Source organism: Nostoc sp. DedQUE04 (assembly GCF_034530995.1).
Lineage (GTDB): Bacteria > Cyanobacteriota > Cyanobacteriia > Cyanobacteriales > Nostocaceae > Nostoc.
The window spans coordinates 1-18,786 of record NZ_JAVRCA010000038.1; the positions used below are offsets into that span (position 1 = coordinate 1).

Genomic DNA, 18,786 nt, shown 5'->3' on the forward strand with positions numbered 1-18,786 from the left:
AACCTTATCCAGTTGGAATATTCGACTCATTACGTGCGACATCGAATCGCACACTTTCTTTTACATTATATCTGTTTGGTTTTTCTGAAATCTGGGAAACAGACGCACTTTAGGTATTTGATTCGCTTTTGCTAGTGATAGAAAAGCCTAACAATTATGTCATAATTTTTAACGTATATTTAAGATTTCTCCTTTGCGAGGCCTTAGCCATGAGCGAACCAGCTGTTGAGACTACGGTGTTAGACCGCTACGAGTGTCGCGCCTGCGGTTATGTTTACGAACCCGAAAAGGGAGACGACAAAGATGATATTGCTTCAGGGACAAGCTTTGCAGAACTGCCTATAAATTGGCGCTGTCCAGTTTGTTCTGCTAAAAAGACTGCTTTTGCCAACATCGGCCCTGCCGGTACTGCATCCGGCTTTAAAGAAAATCTCGGTTATGGTTTGGGTGTTAACAACCTAACGCCAACCCAAAAGAATATCCTAATTTTTGGTGCTTTGGCTCTTGGCTTCTTGTTTTTTATCAGTCTTTACGGCTTACAATGACAGCCTTTAAGCAATTCCAAATAACGCTCTCTACCAGAGGCTTTACACTGCGCTAACAAAATTCAAAATGAAAAAGCCAGGACTTTACAGCATCCTGGCTGCCAACTGCTACCAAAATTTAGAAATAACTAAGAAATACTGATGCATTCAATTGTGAAAGGTTGGCAACGAATATTTGCCTTGTTAATAGTAGTCGTGATGTGCATAGGTTGTAGCCAAGTTCCCTCTGTTAGCTACAATCCTTGGAAAGTCATTTCTGTGCCAACAGACTCAAATTTATTGGATATTGCTTTTACTGATAACCTTGAGCATGGCTATTTAGTCGGTAGCAATGCCACCCTATTGGAAACCAATGACGGTGGTAATACCTGGAAACCAATAACACTGCAACTAGATGAGCAGAAGTATCGCTTTGACTCAGTAAGTTTTGTAGGTAAAGAAGGCTGGATTGCCGGAGAGCCTGGACTTTTACTACACACAACCGATGAAGGTGCTTCTTGGTCGCGTATCCCTCTGAGCGAAAAGCTACCAGGTAGTCCGATCGCAGTTAAGGCGCTAGCAGGCAATACAGCGGAAATGGCTACTAATGTTGGAGCCATATATAAGACCACAGACGGCGGCAAAAACTGGAAAGCCCAAGTGGAATCAGCAGTGGGTGTGGTGCGTAACTTAGAGCGTTCTGCTGATGGTAAGTATGTTGCTGTTTCCGCTAAGGGGAGTTTCTACTCGACTTGGGAACCAGGCCAAGATGCTTGGGTTCCCCATAACCGCAATAGTTCTCGGCGCGTAGAAAACATGGGCTTTGGTGACAATGGGCAATTGTGGTTGCTAGCTAGAGGAGGTCAAGTTCAGTTTAGTGACCCAACTAAACCTGAAGAATGGCAAGAAGCAAAATATCCAGAGTTATCCACCAGTTGGGGTTTACTGGATTTGGCATATCGCACACCCAATGAAATTTGGGTCGGTGGCGGTAGTGGTAATTTGCTACGCAGTGCCGACGGTGGCAAAACCTGGGAAAAAGACCGTGAGGTTGAAGAAGTTGCAGCTAATTTGTACAAGATTGTGTTTTTAGAGCCAGAGCGGGGATTTATAATTGGCGATCGCGGCGTTTTGCTCAAATATCTACCAAATCCTGAAACAACTTCCCCAGAAGCAGCTTAATGGGGACTGGGGACTAGGGACTAGGGACTGGGGATTAGGGACTAGGTAAGAGTTTTCTCAATGCCCAGTACCCAATACCCAATACCCAGTACCCAATCCCCAATACCTATTTCTGAGAAGAACTTTGCAACTTGTAACTCTTTCTTAACTTTGTAGGATAATAAACTCAATAACACTCTATGTATAAGGTAGGGATCTAAATGTCAGGTACCACTGGAGAACGTCCGTTTTCGGACATTATTACTAGCGTTCGTTACTGGGTAATCCACAGCATCACCATCCCGGCATTATTTATTGCTGGTTGGCTATTTGTCAGCACCGGACTGGCTTATGATGCTTTTGGTACACCCCGTCCCAACGAGTATTTCACACCAGCGCGGCAGGAAGTGCCCATTGTGAAGAACCGTTTTGAAGCTAAAAAACAAGTTGAAGAATTTATTGGAAAGTAGTTTGAGATCATGACTAGCGGAAACAACATCAATCAACCAGTTACCTATCCAATTTTTACCGTTAGATGGCTGGCAGTACACACCTTAGGTGTACCAACTGTATTCTTTTTAGGCGCGATCGCCGCAATGCAATTTATTCAACGTTAGGAGCAATTATGGTAGAAAGATCGCCTAATCCCAATAATCAGCCGGTTGAACTAAACCGGACTTCTCTATACCTGGGATTACTAATGATTTTCGTTCTGGGTATTCTGTTTTCTAGTTACTTCTTTAACTAATTAGAAGTACTGTTGTTAATCTTGGTTTATGAACGTGTGTTGATTTGTTGTTAAGGGAGGAGAGAAGCTGTGTCTGGAAGTGGGAGAATTCCCCTGTGGGTCGTCGCTACGATCGCAGGTTTAGGTATAATTACAGTCTTGGGCATTTTCTTTTATGGTGCCTACGCCGGACTCGGTTCTTCGATTTAACATTAGTTAGTTTGAACCGAATACTATAAGTTAGAACTTTCTAGCATTTGTTGAGAAATCAACGTTAAAAAAACCGCCTGTCTCTATGAGATGGGCGGTATTAATTTTGGTCAATTGTCCTTTGTCTTTTGTTTTTTGCAAATGACTAATGACTAATGACTACATCAGTATCAGTTGATATCGCTGATATCGTCGTTTTCAATGTATAAAAACAGAAACGCAAAGACCACACCTGGCAAAACCCAACCAATTATGGGCACGAAGATCGCAGACAAGTACGAAGTACTAGCCAAGACAGTAGGTAAAAAAGATGCTGCCATAGTTAAAGGTTCCTATGAAATCACACTACAATTCAAGATGAGCTTACTGCAAATTCTGCCAAATTTTTGAAATTCTTTCATATTTTTAACACAGAGGAAATTGGGAGGTGGGGGACAAGGGGACAAGGGGACAAGAGGGAATTATTAGAACAAGTCTCTTCTTTGTCTTTGCCCTCTTCCTTGTTTACCTTGTCTCTCGTCCATGCCCAATGCCCAATGCCCCTCATACCTGAGTTACATACCCAGGAGTTCATCTAGTTGCAAGCTTGGCAAGTCTGGAGGAATCACGGTTCGCACTATTGTGACTTTGTGACTCTCCTGTTGGGTTGTTAGATCGAGTGCGATCGCTCCTAAGCGAATTTCCAAACAGCCAAAAGGAATGTTTAATTGTGTCATCACTTCCAAATCTCCCGATGCATTAGGAAGTAAATTTGTCAATAAATGCGGCCCATCTAGTAAGTAGCGAGTTTGATAATCTTCAAGCCATAACTTGACAACAACTTGCAGAGGTACTTCCGGCAGTACTACGCGCACTATGACAGACTTGCCAGCAATTAATTCGCCTTCTGGCACATACAAATGTGGAGTTGGCAAAGGCTCAGTGGCTGCTGCAATTAGAGGTAAGGAAGAAGATGAATATAACAGTGATTGCTCCTTTTCTTCAAAGGTGTCACTCTCCTTTGCATCGCCTTCCAGTTCGCTATCTGTATCATCTACAACGATTTCTTGCGCTAACCAAGCTGACGCTATATTTATTTTTATTGGAGGGGGAGGGGGCGGTACTTGTGTTAGCAGAGCCGATGAGATTGTTGGTTCTTCTAGTACTTTTTCTATTTCCGTATTTTCTCCAATCCCTAGTTCCACTTCCTGCGCTGTGTCTATATCTTTCCCTAAGTTCTCCAGTTCAGGAGCCAATCCTTCGACTTCTTCCCATGTCTCTTGTCCGTTGGGCATTTCAGCCAACATAAGTTGTGAACGGCTCCAATTTTCGTTCAGATTATTCTCCGTGTTGGCATTTAGGTCTAATGGCAAGTTAACATCAACATTCGCATTTTCTGTACTAGGAGGAAGGGGTATCTGCTGCGGTGGAACATAGTGATTGTAATCTTGAGGTTGCAGATCGTTGATATATTCAGGCAAGGAGTATCCTTGGCTCTGCATCCACTTCCTAAGCAGGGGAGATGAATAAAGGTTTCCGGTTGTAATTAATTGTGCATTTTGCGGGGCTTCGATTTCAGCAACAGATTCTTCCTGAAATTGTGAATTTTGCGGGACTTCGATTTCAGCAACAGATTCTTCCTGGAATTGTGAATTTTGCGGGGCTTCGATTTCAGCAACAGATTCTTCCTGAAATTGTGAATTTTGCGGGACTTCGATTTCAGCAACAGATTCTTCCTGGAATTGTGAATTTTGCGGGGCTTCGATTTCAGCAACAGATTCTTCCTGGAATTGTGCGTCACCTACTCCTAATTCAAGTATATTTTCATCTTCAGCCACAGTTGCGTCCAATTTTGGTAAGTCTTCAGCCGCTTTAACTTCCAATGTATTTGGAGGAACATTATTTTCTACTTTTTCTTCGGCATCATTTAGTGAAGCTTGTAGCCGTTTCAAGTATGGCAAAGTAGTCTCGATTATTGGCATTCGACGTTGCTTGATGACCAACTGCTCTAAATTTATGGTGGCTATAGTAGCATCCTTTTTTAGCTCCTCCGGTGTCTGTGGTTCTGCAACAACATCTGTGGGAAGGTTGGCATCACTTTGAATAGGGGGCAGTTTCGGTAATTGAGGCAACGAAATGCTTGAATTCTTGAACTTAGATGTCCGCAGGTTAGCTTCTCGCAGAACTTGCAGGTTAATTTGCGGTGGTAAAGGTGTGTTTGGGGATGGATTAACTATCTGAGACTGGTCTGTTTTTGGAGTTTTGACCAGATTTAATAGTTTTAAATCGAGCCTAACAGGTGTCTCTGTTTCTGTGAAAGCAGCAGATGAGTCCGATGTTGCTATGAGGTGATTTAAAGATGTACTAGATTTTGCTGCGGCTGTGATTGCCAGTAATTCTGTTACATCTGCTGTAATGGTGAAGGACTGGGTAGCTAACGGCATGACTTCGCCAGCATCGGCGAATTTCCCATACAAACTGATATCTGCCAAAATTAGCTTAGATTCACAATCAGCAGGAATATCAATTGAGGTATTGATGGTAAAGGGCAACTCCTTATCTGATAAGGGTTGCCGTACTTTGGTCAATATTTTCGAGTTCTTGGGCGATCGCAGTTCAATTTCTACCTCAAGCGCCCGCAAGCTTTTTGAAGATGATGTTTCATCCCAATCTAGATTTGTCTTTTCTTGGAATTCTATATACCCGTTGATTATAAGAGCTTGTCCCCAACGAGCAATATAATTATCCTGACTTAAAATTAGCAGTAATAGTGGCGGTAGTTGTGTTGCTGAAGAATCTGTAACTTTTTCATCTTGCGGCAGCAGTTCAGAGGTGGGTAAAGCTAAATCTATTAAATTTTGTAAAATCTGCTCTGCCGTCTCTCCTTTGAGCCATACAGGACTTACAGGTAGATCGATAACTATATCTTCATCTTCTTCCGTTTCATCTGAGGCAACAGTGGTAACAAGGTTGCTATCTGTAATATTTGCCAATTCTTCAGAAACTGCGATCGCTCGATCTGGCTCAATTGCAGTTTCTGCTGGGGCATGAGATTCCAAGTTCTCTTCATCTGGTGCAACAGTGAGGTTGCTATCTGTAGTAATTGCCAGTCCTTCAGAAACTGCGATCGCTCGATCTGGCTCAATTGCAGTTTCTGCTGGGGCACTATATTCCAAGTTCTCTTCATCTGGCGCAACAATGAGGTTGCCATCTGTAGTAATTGCCAGTCCTTCAGAAACTGCGATCGCTCGATCTGGCTCAATTGCAGTTTCTGCTGGGGCACTATATTCCAAGTTCTCTTCATCTGGCGCAACAATGAGGTTGCCATCTGTAGTAATTGCCAGTCCTTCAGAAACTGCGATCGCTTGCTCTGGTTCAATTGCAGTTTCTGCTGGGGCATGAGATTCCAAGTTCTCTTCATCTGGTGCAACAGTGAGGTTGCTATCTGTAGTAATTGCCAGTCCTTCAGAAACTGCGATCGCTCGATCTGGCTCAATTGCAGTTTCTGCTGGGGCACTATATTCCAAGTTCTCTTCATCTGGTGGAACAGTGAGGTTGCCATCTGTAGTAATTGCCAATTCTTCAGAAACTGCGATCGCTTTCTCAAACGTAAATAACGTAATTGCAGTTTCTGCTGGGGCATTAGATTCCAAGTTTTCAGAAACAGTATCTACGCCATCGTCGGGTGAACTCGATCCTAAATTTTTCCTCGGCTCTCTCTCTGCTAATAGCGAGAAGACTTGTACTTGCACGCTGTATTGCCAAGATTTACCGAGCAGATCCGACATCAAATCGCCGGAACACCGCAACTCCCAAACTCCCGGTTGGAAGTAGGTAAAAGGAATTACCGCCATTATGCCTTCTGAATTAGTGCGACGCGATCGCTTGAAAATTCGCCGCGTTGGTTGAACTTCCTCGGTTGAAGAGTGAGTTACCCGCACTTCCACGTCTGTATTAAGAAGGTTAGAACGAGCCAAAACTCTATACTGCCCTTCCAAAATTTCCAAATTTGGCGATTCTAGGATATGCCACGAGCGAGCGCCTTGTTTCTGTATCAGAAATTGCCAGTGTTCCATTGTAAGTGATGCCCAGACCGACGAGCCGCTGAGTAATATTGTGTATTAACTTGCTTGCAAGTTTACCTCAGTATTTTAGAAATGCCTCACTTAAATGCCTATCAAGTTAACTCAATTTTACTGACTTGACTTCTCACACTTTAACTACTCACCTCAAGGGAATTTCGATAAGTCGCCGTGTTGCTTGTGCGTAAAGCTTTTGTTGTTTTCTAAATATTAAGTTTGACAGATTCTAGTGCTAAATTAACAGGGATACAATGGATAGCGTTAGTTGTCTTTGCTCAACTTAATGCAAAAATTTTTGTATTATTTTTTACTAGAATTTCCACTTTGCAATAGACACAACGTACAATAAATTAAAATTCGCTTGAGAATTGTTATTGAATCGTAATTGCCCACATTTTTGCTACAAAGAGGTAGGATGCGGTTCTTAAGTGTCCTCTGCGATCGCCCAAGTTAGGCGCAAAGCGAGATCGCAAATCACAACACTTAACCACGCAAAACGCATCCAATCTATCTGAAGTGGCTCTTTGAACCGCTACAAAACACGTCTTCCCTTAAGTGAAATGTGGGTTGACAATGAGAATTTACAGGAGGGATTCGATGCTAGTCATTTTAATGGACGAGCAAATCCTTGCCCCTGAGCAAGTTTGCCAGTCTTGTTTACTCGCTGACGGGAGCGGTCAACCTCGTTGGCGTGGGGGTCAACTGCGCTGTGGTCAAGCCATTCGCAAACTTACTCAACAGCAGCCAGACCAATATGAATGTATGATGGGCTTTCGTATCGCCCATATAGAATAGTTGAATTTCTCAGCAAGACCAGCAATTGCGTTATCCTATGCTCAAGTAACTATTAAAATTTAACCACAGGAGAACGCATAATGTCTTGGCGCGGGTCTACAACAGTTTCAGATCGGATTTTTGCTTCCTTGCCTTATTTGCTTCCTCTAATTGAAGTTTTTGTATTTGGTAGATATTTACTATCAGAGTTTCCACCGTTACAACTACTGTTTTTACCGCTTCTGCCATTATTAAGAATTTACTACGGCGTGCGTTATGCAGGAATGATTATTTTCTTTGCTTTATTTTTGCTGGTAGTAAGAAATGAAAAAATTAGTCACTTTATTCGTTTCAACACCATGCAAGCAATCCTTTTGGATATCATTATCTTTTTGTTTAGCATCCTAACTGATGTTGTGGGACTAGTTCCTTCCGGTGGTTTTGCAATCCAAACTCTATCCACAACCATTTTTATCGGCATAGTGGGAGCAGCAGCATATTCAGTCATCCAGTCTGTGAGCGGACGTTATGCAGAAATTCCAGCGATTTCTGATGCAGTGTATATGCAAGTGCGTTAGAAGTTAACGGGACGCTACGGTGTTTTCCAGGCGACCGATACCTTCAATTTCTACGCGGACGCGATCGCCTGGATGCAAAGCACTTACACCCTCCGGCGTACCTGTAAGCACCAAATCACCAGGAAGTAGCGTCATCACCTGACTGATATAGGAAACTAAAACATCGGGGGAAAACACCATCCGATCGATACAGGCAGATTGGACTGGATTAGCATCGTCATTCACAAAAGTCTGCAATCTCGCTCCTGGATTTAATTCCCGCACAATCCAAGGCCCCAAAGGACAGAAAGTATCAAAACCTTTGGCTCGCGTCCACTGACCATCCTGTTTTTGTAAATCCCGCGCTGTTACGTCATTGGCGATGGTGTAGCCCCAAATTTTGGTTTGGGCTACCTCTGGCGTACATTCAAAAGCGTAATCGCCAATCACTAGAGCCAACTCTCCTTCATAGTCAACTCTATGTGACTGGGGAGGATACTTAATTTCCCTTTCAGATGGAATGATCGACGTAGGTGGCTTAAGAAAGATTAATGGCTCAGAAGGTACTGGAGTTCCCATTTCGGCCGCATGATCTGCATAATTCTTACCCACGGCCACAATTTTTGAGGGAGCGCAGGGAGCCAGAATTTGGTAATTTTCTGGTGTCAAAGTTAAATCAGTGGGTTGTCCTTGTAACCAGGGTGGAGCATCTAGCACCTGTACATTCAGGGATAGCTGTAGTAACCCATAGTAAATCTGTCCTTCTGGATTTTGAATTCGCACGTAGCGCTGCGCCATAACCTTGATAAATACCTTTTTTCTGCTTTTTAGTTGCTGTGAGTACCTAGCAATCGTCAGTTAGCTGTTTAGCCAACTGATTGAGCCTTGAGCAAAAAAGCGATCGCTATAAGATGCCCTTTAAAGAAAGATACCCCTTAGCGAAGCTGATAGCTCGATCGATCTTGTGAAAGAAATATCAGGATTGCCTCTCAACCTAGTTTTCATTAGGGACATGCAAAAAATCCAAACTTTGGCGATTTGGCTAATGAAACAAAATTGAAAACTGGTAAGATTATAGTTCCTTGTTGCTTCAGATGTTGATTAATACTGGCATTTTAAATAAAAGTCAGGTATAAATTAATGTCAGCAGCCACTTTTGTCCATGAGGAAACTGAAAAATATGACTACAAATTACGAAACAATGTACATCCTCCGTCCTGACTTGGGAGAGGAACAGGTAGAGCAAGCAGTTACTAAATATCAGAATTTGCTTCGCGAACAGGGTGCTGAAGAGATCCAAATTCAAAATCGTGGTAAGCGCCGTCTAGCTTACGAAATCAAAAAACACCGGGATGGCATCTACATCCAATTAAACTACAGCGCGCCTGCAACTGCGATCGCTCCTTTTGAACGCGCTATGCGTTTGAGTGAAGAAGTGATTCGCTACTTGACAATTAAGCAGGACATTGAAGAAGAAAAACCCCCTAAAGAGGAAAAAGAAAAGCCTACTAAAGTAGCTGCACCTGCAACAGTGTAGGAAGGTGAGGTGGATGAGGGAGATGAGGGAGTAGGGGAAGCAGGGGAAGAATTCCTAACTCCTAACTCCTAACTCTCCACTCCCCAATCCCCACTCCCATTCAATAAAATTTTGTCTTTTTCTTTTTTCGTCACTTGTTTGGGAATGCTAAATTAACAAATACTTGCCAAAGGTAGTACTCCCGCAGTTATACCTAAGAGTGGACAAGATTCTGAATGGGAGCTTTAAGCTACTGTGAGCCAATCTGATACACCTAATATTCAAGTTCTCTCGACGGAAGTATCGCAGCTACGCCAGGAGTTGCAACTTCGCGATCAATTAGTGCAACAACTATCTCAAGAACTTTTCCGGCTGGTAAAGGGAAACACTAGTTTTATGCCACAGCAGCCGGAATTTGAGCGCGATCTGACCCAGTTACACGCTTTACAAGAACAACTTCAAGCTGTGGAACAGCAGGTGGCGTTCTACCAAGAGCAAATTACAACTCGTGACTCCGAAATTTATCAATTGCGACAGTCAGTTCAAGAACTTACCGATCGCACTCGGATGTTGGAGCAAGTAGTACAAGAGTTGCCTCAAATTTACCGTCGGAAGTTTGAGGAGCGGATGACACCAGTGAGAGAAAAGGTAGCAACGCTACAACGGGAAAACCGCCAACTGCAAGCAGAACTGCAAAGTGTGAGTTACCGTTTAGCACTCAAAACTCGCAATGCTAGTCACAGCGGTATTGATTTACCAAATTTTCCCCGCCCAGCATCCGAACAAACTAATATTTCGACTCCCCAGAATGCCTAAAATTATCATAATGGTGGAATCTAAGAGGTAAGAAATTGGTGCATCAAAACATCTTGGAGGCATCCAAGTAGTAGATCGAGGCAAAAATAACTATAAAGTTAGAAATAACCTAAAAGCTGAGATTTTAACCTTTCTTACCTCCTGCTTCCTTTCACTAGTTACGTCCCATATAAAACAATTAGCTTAGAGTAATTTGCACAACCCTGGATTTAAAAGGCTGGGGAGTATCACAAACAGTTGCATTTGCTTTGATCGATTTTGGCAATTTCTGACTTTACTGCTTTAGGTAGATGACTTACAATAATGCAATTTATACTACCTAGCTCAAAGATATAAGTTTCCCTCAACATTCTTCTCTAGACAATAAAGAAAATCAGCCTGCTAGCACCAGACTGTTATTTTAAAGAGAATATGAAAGAATATGAACAAATGCAAATATCGCTTGACTCCGCCATCCTTCTGTAGGTAGATTTATTAGTTAGTCTGCTAGCATCAGACTGTTATCTTTAACGTTGGTAAAAATATCTTGGTAAGTGTCAAAAATTTCAAACACTGTATCGAGTTGGGTAAGTTCCAAAATCAACCGTACAGGAGCTTGTACATTGCATAGAACTAAGCGGCAACCACTCTGACGTGCAGCTTTTAAGCCTTTTACTAAAGGAACTAACCCAGAGCTGTCCATGAAGTTAACTTCTGCTAGGTCGATAACCCAGAGTTGATAAGCTTGAGGGACTACTCCAGCCATTTGTTCGCTCAAAGCCTTACCGCCTTGCAAATCTATGCTTCCTTGGGGTTTAAACAAAATCACTTGAAGTTCTTGTGTGAAAGCCATGAATTTAACAGGGTAATTGGAACACTTGACAAAAAATTGAAAAAGACATCAATACTTCTTCTCTTTCAACGGTAAAATGACCTTTTACCCAAATATTTGGGCAATTTTAGTCCTACAGTTGAGAGAGATTATTTCAGTATTCATGTCGTATAATTTGTGATAACTTTCATCAATATAGGCATAAGCGCCTAACAATTTCGGTATCAACCGTATCTTTTACAAGATTTTCACAATTTAAACGGATATTTATAAATTTTCTATAAAATTTTTAATCTTTTTTTAATAAATTATGAACATGTGGTACCAATCCCAAAATTTGTATATTTAATAGTCATAAATTAATAGTTCCCATAGAGTAGAAGTTATGTATTAGTTTGATTGACACCCCACCCAAAAACAAGCAAAAATGTAAAAATATAGTAAAAGTAAAAATTTGTAAAGACGGCGGTGTGGAATGTCTTTAGAGCTGATTTCACTAGAAAATATCCAGGAAGTTGCTCATAATTACGGGTATTGGGCAATTTTTTTCGGAATTTTGCTAGAAAATTTAGGCATTCCCCTTCCTGGTGAAACCGTGACCTTAGTAGGCGGGTTTTTAGCTGGCAGCGATGAACTAAATTTCTGGCTGGTTCTCGGTGACGCAATTATGGGTGCTGTCATTGGTGGTACTTGTGGCTATTGGATTGGTAGAGTTAGCGGTTGGGCTTTTCTAGTAAAAGTTGGCAGTATATTTCGGATTTCTGAAGTGCGGCTGCTGAGTATTAAAGATCAATTTAGTCAAAACGCTGCTAAAGGAGTGTTTTTTGGGCGTTTTTTGGCATTGTTACGAGTTTTTGCTGCACCACTAGCTGGTATAGCTGAAATGCCCTTTAGAAAATTCTTTTTATATAACTTTTTAGGAGCAGTTGCTTGGGCTAGTTTGATGGTGACATTAGCTTTTTTTGCTGGCAAAATAGTCTCTTTAGAACAATTGGTTGCTTGGGTGGGTCAATTTGCGATCGCAGCGTTACTAATCCTCGCTGCCTTAATTATTGTGCCCCTATGGCTGGAATCTCGCCAGGTTAAAGGTGCAGCAGAAGAGTAAGTCAAGCATAAACTAAGTGAGGAGTGAGGAGTGAAAAGTAAAGTAAAAAGTGAGTTTTTTTTACTTTTACTTTTGTATTTTGCTTTTTTAACTCCTAACTCCTGTAGAGACGCGATTAATCGCGTCTCTACTTCTAACCCCTAATCTGCTTTGACCATATGCGAGTCGGTAGTCCCCAAACATAGATAAAGCCTTCAGCAGCTTTGTGGTCAAATTTGTCTTCGGCTCCGTAGGTTGCCAAATCAGGAGTATAGAGAGAATTATCGCTCGAACGCCCAACTATCGTAGAGTTGCCCTTGAACAACTTCACTCGCACAGTTCCAGAGACTTGCTCTTGTGTCTTTTGGATAAAAGCATCGAGTGCAACTTTTAGTGGACTGTACCACAAACCGTTGTAAACAATTTGGCTGTAAGTTTCTTCAATCCCACGCTTGTAATGGGTGACATCTGCCGTTAATGTCAAGCTTTCTAAATCTCTATGTGCTTGAATTAGCACCAACATTGCAGGTGATTCGTAGATTTCCCGCGATTTGATCCCCACCAGACGGTTTTCAATCATATCGATCCGTCCGATGCCATGATTTCCCACCGCCTGATTGAGTTCTTCAATTAGCTCAACTGGCTTTTTGGCTATACCGTTGAGAGTTGTAGGAATACCACCCTGGAAACCAATTTCAATGTACTCTGGCTCGTTGGGAGTGTGAGCGATCGCTTTGGTCATCTCATAAATTTCTTCTGGTGGCTCAAATGAAGGATCTTCGAGTAAACCAGCTTCAATACTACGACCAAGCAAATTTTTGTCAATACTATAGGGAGAAGATTTTTTAACTGGTGAGGGAATACCAAACTTTTCCCCATAAGCGATCGTTTCCTCACGACTCATTCCCCATTCTCTGGCTGGTGCGAGGATCTTCAGGTTGGGGTTTAAGGCGGTGACAGAGACATCAAAGCGAACCTGATCGTTGCCTTTGCCAGTGCAACCGTGAGCGATCGCATCAGCACCATATTTTTCGGCTGTTTCTACTAATATTTTGGCAATCAGTGGACGAGCAAGAGCGGTTCCTAGAGGATAACGATTTTCATAAAGGGCGTTGGCTTGAATCGCTCCAAAGGCGTAATCTTTAACGAAGCTGTCTTTGACATCCGCCACTAGGGATTCACTTGCACCCGATTTCAGAGCTTTTTCTCTGATTGGCTCTAATTCATCTCCCTGACCTAAATCTGCTGCTAGGGTAATCACCTCTTCCACACCCCACTCTTGCTTAAGGTAGGGGATGCAAACTGAGGTATCCACTCCGCCAGAATATGCCAGGACAACCTTTTTGGCGCGACCCATTAATTTCTCCAGTTAGGACAACAAAGAATGAGTCATTATTATATCTAAACTAATCCACGTATATTTTATTCATGCAATAACCTATAGGAGTCAAAATTACGGTTCACTCTCAATACGGTCTGGTTAAGCTCTAAGCAGTATTGAGTAGACCTCTTGCACAAATGAAATGTAAAATTTGCCCACCTTACGGGATCTTGCTACATCCCTCAACCCCTTCTCCCAATTTTGCATGAATAAAAAGTCTAGTTAAAGAAAATTTTCTTAGCTTGCTGCGCGTAGCATTGACCGTAGAAGAAGCCCCGATTATAAATGGCAAATGGATTAGGGCGAGTTTACCTAAGTAAACTCACCCTGAGTTGCATTTAATATTAACTAAGTTTTGAAATCCTTCTACAGGCTAAGGTTAGACTATAGAGAAAATCTTACTGAGTTCAGATTGATATGTTTAATGAGATTGTCTTACAGTTTGTAACTTTTCGTTCTTGCGCTTGCGTAGAAACATACCACCTACAGCCAGCATACCTAATGTAATACTAGGCTCAGGAACAGACTTAGGGTCAAAACCTGTAAATTTGTCAGTTCCTAGATGGAAAGAATGGTTGTCGCTTTCAAATCCACCACCACCTGTTTGGGTAATGACAATCTTGTTGAAAATATCGTTGCTACTATCTGAGTAGAAGTGAAGGTAGCCATTTCCTTCACCGCCATGCTGTGATGCACGAATTGGAGCAACTGGGTTCACATCCTCAGTTGTAAATGATTTGATTAGATTATCGCCATTGTAGAAGGAAAAAACGTTACCAGAACTAATAGCTCCCCAGTCAATACCGAAATAATTGAGGGAACTTGCAAGGTTAATTGTGACTTTATCGCCGTTGAAAACTGCCAAATACTTACCATTATTGACCTCACCATTTGCCCCAGCAGGTGCCCATACATCTGACCTCACACTGCTGGTTCCACTGTTATTCTCAAATGAGTATTTAGCAAAACCAGTGGTTGGTGCTTGACCATTATTGAAGTTAACAGTTGTCGTACCAGGAAGTTGAGTAAACTCAGAAAAAGCACCTTGGTCAGTTTCTCCATTAGGGCCTGCAATGCCAGTGGTTATTTGGAAGGAAATAGCCTGGGCAGAACCTGCATAGATAAATGAGGAGATTGCAGATAAGGATAAAGCAGCGATACAAGCAATTTTTGTAAGAGACATAATCTTGAAATTTTGTATTTTTAATTGTTGAAAAGTTCGTTTGCGACTTGGATTCATTATGTAGTGTCTTCTAGAAGAAACAATAGGATGAAACTACTGGATTTGTATTTATTGAAAAATTCCTATATTTAGCCAACAATTTGCCCTATTCTTGAACAGAAATCAGTAGTTTCACTTGCAGAAAAAGTGGATAGTATATCTGTTATTTATCTGAAATTAAAAAAGTTGTAAAGTTAGCCTGCATATATTAAGAATTTGTATCTTCGGATGTTGTCCTGATTAAGGAGCAATTAAGATAACAAACAAAATTGTTTTAAATTCTTTGTTTGCTGATAAATATAAATAGATTCGTGGTGTTGCTATTGGTTTTGAGATTCTTCCGTCGCTATATTTACTTTTTCTTCTGTAATTAACTATGCAACCTGAGTGTTTTGACATAGCTATTAACATGAATTAAACTAAACTCTTGCAATCAACAAAAGAATTTCGACCGATGCATTCAACTGAAAAAGCTGTTGTCCCTACTCACGTTATTGGTTTAATTAGTGGCACATCCGTAGATGGCATAGACGCTGCGTTGGTAGAGATTGCCGGTACAGAATTGGATCTCAAAGTTGAGTTGCTAGCCGGGGCAACATATCCTTATCCAGCCCAACTCAGAGAAAAAATATTAGCAGTTGGTGCAGGCGTTGCCATCTCAATGGCAGAATTAGCGGAAATAGATGATGCGATCGCCCAAGTCTTTGCCCAAGCCGCCCAAAATATTCAAATTGGTCATCAGCGCGCCACTCTCATTGGTTCCCACGGTCAAACGGTTTATCATCGACCACCCAAAGAGGGAGCACAGGGACCAGAGGAGCAGGGGAGCAGGGGGAGAGAAATGATCGCTACCCACGGGCTAAACCCTAGCTATCCGTTAACAGCATGGGGCAGTCCTTTGGGTTATAGTCTTCAACTAGGGCGAGGTGCATTAATTGCACATCTTACGAACATTACGACTGTGAGTAACTTCCGCGTTGCTGATATTGCTATTGGTGGTCATGGTGCGCCTCTCGTGCCTAGAGTCGATGCTTATTTACTCAGTCATCCCCAGGAGGGGCGTTGTATTCAAAACATTGGTGGTATTGGCAATGTTGCTTATATTCCACCTCGGCATGGAGACTGGCTCTCAAAAATTCGTGGTTGGGATACTGGCCCTGGAAATAGTCTGTTGGATCTAGCGGTGGAGCATTTAAGCGGTGGTGCTAAAACTTATGATGAAGATGGCAATTGGGCAGCAAGTGGTACTCCTTGCTATCAATTAGTAGAACAATGGCTTAACCAAGACTACTTTCATCTACCGCCGCCCAAATCCACTGGACGCGAATTATTTGGTGTGACTTACTTGCATCAGTGTTTAAAAGATGCTCAAGCATACCAACTCAATCCTGCTGACGTACTAGCAACTCTCACAGAACTTACAGCTGCTTCAATTTTTCATAGTTACCGCACTTTTTTGCCAGAAATGCCACAACGGGTACTATTATGTGGTGGTGGTAGTCGCAATCTTTATTTGAAACAAAGGTTACAGTTGTTGTTAGGATCGATACCAGTCTCGGCAACAGATGAAGTCGGCTTGAGTGCAGATTTTAAAGAAGCGATCGCTTTTGCAGTTTTAGCCTACTGGCGACATTTGGGTATTCCTGGCAACTTACCTACAGCCACAGGTGCACCTCAAGAAGTACTTTTGGGAGAAATTCACCACGGTCAGTCTTGAGTCAAGAACAATAAACAAGATAAAAAATTTCTTCATTCTTTTCTCGCAACTCATCACTGACAACTTAGCACTGCTATAACTGTAGTTTTGGCGGCAATCGAGCAAGACAGGGAATAAAAGGTGGCTCATACTTTTTTATTGGAACCAGGACGCTGGGCAATGGAAGGAAATTGGCTGGAACGTAACGGTATGCCAATCAGCGTCAAGGGTATGACCTTGGTCGCTTGGAATCGAGATAATTGGTTTACTATGGCCACAAAACTGATTTTCCCAGGTAGCGATCGCTCTGAAATCTCTTTGCAATATAAGGGGCGGTTGCATGATGGAGAGCGTCAGTATACTTTTTTACTACAACATAATATTTTGGGGCAGGTTGAAGGCGAAGGCTGGATTGGTCTGGATACTATCGTACAGCGTTACTGGGTACTAGGCGATCGTCAGCGTCGTAGTGGTTTTGAAACCCTACACCGGATTTCGCAAGATACATATTACCTCAGTAGTGGTATCTTGGCTGGTCATTTTTTAACTAGCACAATGGAAGCTAGCCTAGAGCGTCAGTCAGCTTAAAAGCAGCCCTACCTCACCGCTTTGCTGTTCTTCTAAGCCAAAAACTGCCGTTCAAAGAACTCTGGCAACGCACTGGTTTACCAACGCCTAATATCTCCTACCCGACTTTAACCACTCATCGTATATTCTTACCGACCTACTGAGTTGTATAGTAAAAAAGAAACGATCAAATTATGGTCAGGATTTTAGTATTTTACCTAACCATGTAGTCAGGAGTTCAGTTTCGTGAATCCTAAAGTCTCCATTATTATCCCTGCTTACAATACTGAAACTTATATTGGAAAGGCAATAGAGTCAGCCTTAAAGCAAACACTCACTGACATTGAAGTTATCATGGTCGATGATGGCTCAAGTGATAAAACTGTAGAAGTCGCTAAAAGTTTCACCGATCGACGTCTCAAAGTGATAGTTAATCAGCAAAATGTTGGAGCGGCAGCGGCACGTAATCGCGCCTTCAGAGCAGCCCAAGGAGAATGGATTGCTGTACTTGATTCAGATGATTGGTATGCTCCCAAAAGATTAGAAAATCTTGTGTCTCTGGCAAATCAAACAAATGCAGACATGATTGCTGATGATGTTTATTTGATCGAAGACGGTACAACATCTCCTTGGAGTACATTGATTCAAGAAAGTGGAGAACGTATAGATAAAATCTTCCAAATTGATATCGTTTATTTTGTAGAAACTGATGTCTATGGGCAACCAGGGTTGCATCTTGGCTTAAGCAAGCCTCTATTCAAACGAGAATTCCTGATTAAGAACGGCATCGAGTACGATGAAGAAATTAGAATGGGTCAAGATTTTTGGATTGACATGAAATGCTTAATCAAAGGAGCTAGGTTTTTTATTGAGCCAAAACCCTATTATTTCTACCGTTCACGCCCTGGTTCTCTTGTATATCAAAGCCAATTACCACGTCTAAATCAATACTGCAAAACTACTACTTCTTTCATGCAACAAGACATTGTGAAAAATAATCCTACTCTAATGCGTGCTCTATCTTATAATCTCTCAGTCTATAAGAAAAATCTAGCTTATCTTCAAGTTGTAGAACCTATAAAACAAAGAAAATGGTTAACAGCATTCACAGGAGTCAGGAAATATCCGGGTTTCTTTTATGATTTTATGTCCAGATTTAATAGTATTGTCGAGCGTCGAATTCAATATTATATAATGAATAATAAATCAAGTTTTGATATATATCCTAATCAACAGAAAAAACGAAAAAATAACACTTAAATATTATAGTTTACCAATGAATAATGCATTATTACATAGTAATAATTAGCTTTAAAATTAAAAAGATTGTTAGGTAATCAGAAAATTTTTTAAAAGTATTGGGTGAATATAATTCGTTATTACATAAACTAAGTCTATTTCGTGAACTAATGCGAATTTAAGGGTTTGTTAACCTACAAAGACAGGTTTATCAAATTAAACATGGCTAGTTGTCAAATTATTTAATTGGGCAGTTAAAACGTCCAGATATTGCTATGTCAATGGCTTAGTTTTTAGGCAGTCGGCGCGCTCCGCACGCCATTGCTTAATCAGTTGCGTAAGTCCTGGTGTAGCCAAACTAATGCCGTCTTCTCCCAACACAAAGCAACGTCTCGTAGAGAAAAGGAGATGCCAAGAGTGATAGCGCATTAGTCAAAATT

General features: G+C 41.6%; 20 protein-coding genes. 14 read left to right on the forward strand and 6 right to left on the reverse strand.

Annotation, left to right across the window (positions count from 1 at the left end; genetic code table 11):
* The first annotated feature begins 209 nt into the window (after positions 1-209).
* The 6 genes from RM049_RS23080 (at position 210) to RM049_RS23105 (ending at position 2,622) form a co-directional block, all read left to right on the forward strand.
* The gene (locus tag RM049_RS23080; RefSeq protein ID WP_094348032.1) at positions 210-545 is read left to right on the forward strand and encodes a rubredoxin; all 336 of its coding nucleotides are present in this window, start codon (positions 210-212) and stop codon (positions 543-545) included.
* 141 nt (positions 546-686) lie between these two features.
* A complete protein-coding gene (locus RM049_RS23085; RefSeq protein WP_322705829.1) occupies positions 687-1,706 on the forward strand; it encodes a photosynthesis system II assembly factor Ycf48 in 1,020 nt (339 codons plus the stop codon).
* Positions 1,707-1,906: 200 nt separating this feature from the next.
* Positions 1,907-2,155, forward strand: a complete 249-nt coding sequence (gene psbE / locus RM049_RS23090; protein WP_094348030.1) for a cytochrome b559 subunit alpha — start codon at positions 1,907-1,909, stop codon at positions 2,153-2,155.
* Between the two features lie 9 nt (positions 2,156-2,164).
* Positions 2,165-2,302 (forward strand): cytochrome b559 subunit beta, encoded by a 138-nt coding sequence (psbF, locus tag RM049_RS23095; RefSeq protein WP_015115279.1) that lies wholly within the window; start codon positions 2,165-2,167, stop codon positions 2,300-2,302.
* A gap of 8 nt (positions 2,303-2,310) precedes the next feature.
* Complete coding sequence (locus RM049_RS23100) at positions 2,311-2,433, forward strand: photosystem II reaction center protein L (protein WP_322670285.1); 123 nt, start codon at positions 2,311-2,313, stop codon at positions 2,431-2,433.
* A 69-nt stretch (positions 2,434-2,502) separates the two neighbouring features.
* On the forward strand, positions 2,503-2,622 hold the full coding sequence (locus tag RM049_RS23105) for a photosystem II reaction center protein J (RefSeq protein ID WP_012411803.1): 120 nt from the start codon (positions 2,503-2,505) through the stop codon (positions 2,620-2,622).
* Between the two features lie 170 nt (positions 2,623-2,792).
* Here the strand turns inward: RM049_RS23105 and psaI are convergent, their stop codons facing one another.
* Both psaI and RM049_RS23115 read right to left on the reverse strand, forming a co-directional pair.
* Positions 2,793-2,942: a photosystem I reaction center subunit VIII gene (psaI, locus tag RM049_RS23110; protein ID WP_322670286.1), complete on the reverse strand. Its 150-nt coding sequence runs from the start codon at positions 2,940-2,942 to the stop codon at positions 2,793-2,795.
* Between the two features lie 234 nt (positions 2,943-3,176).
* Positions 3,177-6,677, reverse strand: coding sequence for a hypothetical protein (locus tag RM049_RS23115; protein ID WP_416212657.1), 3,501 nt, complete (start codon positions 6,675-6,677; stop codon positions 3,177-3,179).
* Positions 6,678-7,280: 603 nt separating this feature from the next.
* Between RM049_RS23115 and RM049_RS23125 the strand changes: the two genes are divergently transcribed.
* Both RM049_RS23125 and RM049_RS23130 read left to right on the forward strand, forming a co-directional pair.
* Positions 7,281-7,478, forward strand: coding sequence for a hypothetical protein (locus RM049_RS23125; protein ID WP_094348028.1), 198 nt, complete (start codon positions 7,281-7,283; stop codon positions 7,476-7,478).
* A gap of 80 nt (positions 7,479-7,558) precedes the next feature.
* Positions 7,559-8,035 (forward strand): Tic20 family protein, encoded by a 477-nt coding sequence (locus RM049_RS23130; RefSeq protein ID WP_322670288.1) that lies wholly within the window; start codon positions 7,559-7,561, stop codon positions 8,033-8,035.
* A gap of 3 nt (positions 8,036-8,038) precedes the next feature.
* Here the strand turns inward: RM049_RS23130 and RM049_RS23135 are convergent, their stop codons facing one another.
* Positions 8,039-8,812: a fumarylacetoacetate hydrolase family protein gene (locus RM049_RS23135; protein WP_322670289.1), complete on the reverse strand. Its 774-nt coding sequence runs from the start codon at positions 8,810-8,812 to the stop codon at positions 8,039-8,041.
* 382 nt (positions 8,813-9,194) lie between these two features.
* Between RM049_RS23135 and rpsF the strand changes: the two genes are divergently transcribed.
* Positions 9,195-9,551, forward strand: coding sequence for a 30S ribosomal protein S6 (gene rpsF, locus RM049_RS23140; RefSeq protein ID WP_322670290.1), 357 nt, complete (start codon positions 9,195-9,197; stop codon positions 9,549-9,551).
* 234 nt (positions 9,552-9,785) lie between these two features.
* Positions 9,786-10,346, forward strand: a complete 561-nt coding sequence (locus RM049_RS23145; RefSeq protein WP_094348024.1) for an Npun_F5560 family protein — start codon at positions 9,786-9,788, stop codon at positions 10,344-10,346.
* 478 nt (positions 10,347-10,824) lie between these two features.
* Here RM049_RS23145 and RM049_RS23150 read toward each other — a convergent pair whose 3' ends face one another.
* A complete protein-coding gene (locus tag RM049_RS23150; RefSeq protein WP_322670291.1) occupies positions 10,825-11,178 on the reverse strand; it encodes an STAS domain-containing protein in 354 nt (117 codons plus the stop codon).
* Positions 11,179-11,632: 454 nt separating this feature from the next.
* Between RM049_RS23150 and RM049_RS23155 the strand changes: the two genes are divergently transcribed.
* On the forward strand, positions 11,633-12,262 hold the full coding sequence (locus RM049_RS23155) for a DedA family protein (protein ID WP_322670292.1): 630 nt from the start codon (positions 11,633-11,635) through the stop codon (positions 12,260-12,262).
* A gap of 133 nt (positions 12,263-12,395) precedes the next feature.
* Here the strand turns inward: RM049_RS23155 and RM049_RS23160 are convergent, their stop codons facing one another.
* Complete coding sequence (locus tag RM049_RS23160) at positions 12,396-13,598, reverse strand: argininosuccinate synthase (protein WP_322670293.1); 1,203 nt, start codon at positions 13,596-13,598, stop codon at positions 12,396-12,398.
* A 445-nt stretch (positions 13,599-14,043) separates the two neighbouring features.
* Positions 14,044-14,805 carry a PEP-CTERM sorting domain-containing protein gene (locus tag RM049_RS23165; RefSeq protein WP_322688400.1) on the reverse strand — a complete coding sequence of 254 codons (762 nt, stop codon included), beginning with the start codon at positions 14,803-14,805 and terminating at the stop codon, positions 14,044-14,046.
* A 493-nt stretch (positions 14,806-15,298) separates the two neighbouring features.
* Here RM049_RS23165 and RM049_RS23170 point away from each other — a divergent pair, with 493 nt between their 5' ends.
* From RM049_RS23170 to RM049_RS23180, 3 genes are all read left to right on the forward strand, one after another.
* Complete coding sequence (locus tag RM049_RS23170; protein WP_322705830.1) at positions 15,299-16,561, forward strand: anhydro-N-acetylmuramic acid kinase; 1,263 nt, start codon at positions 15,299-15,301, stop codon at positions 16,559-16,561.
* Positions 16,562-16,681: 120 nt separating this feature from the next.
* On the forward strand, positions 16,682-17,128 hold the full coding sequence (locus RM049_RS23175; protein ID WP_322705831.1) for a hypothetical protein: 447 nt from the start codon (positions 16,682-16,684) through the stop codon (positions 17,126-17,128).
* Positions 17,129-17,353: 225 nt separating this feature from the next.
* The gene (locus RM049_RS23180; protein ID WP_322705832.1) at positions 17,354-18,367 is read left to right on the forward strand and encodes a glycosyltransferase family 2 protein; all 1,014 of its coding nucleotides are present in this window, start codon (positions 17,354-17,356) and stop codon (positions 18,365-18,367) included.
* Positions 18,368-18,786 lie beyond the last annotated feature (419 nt).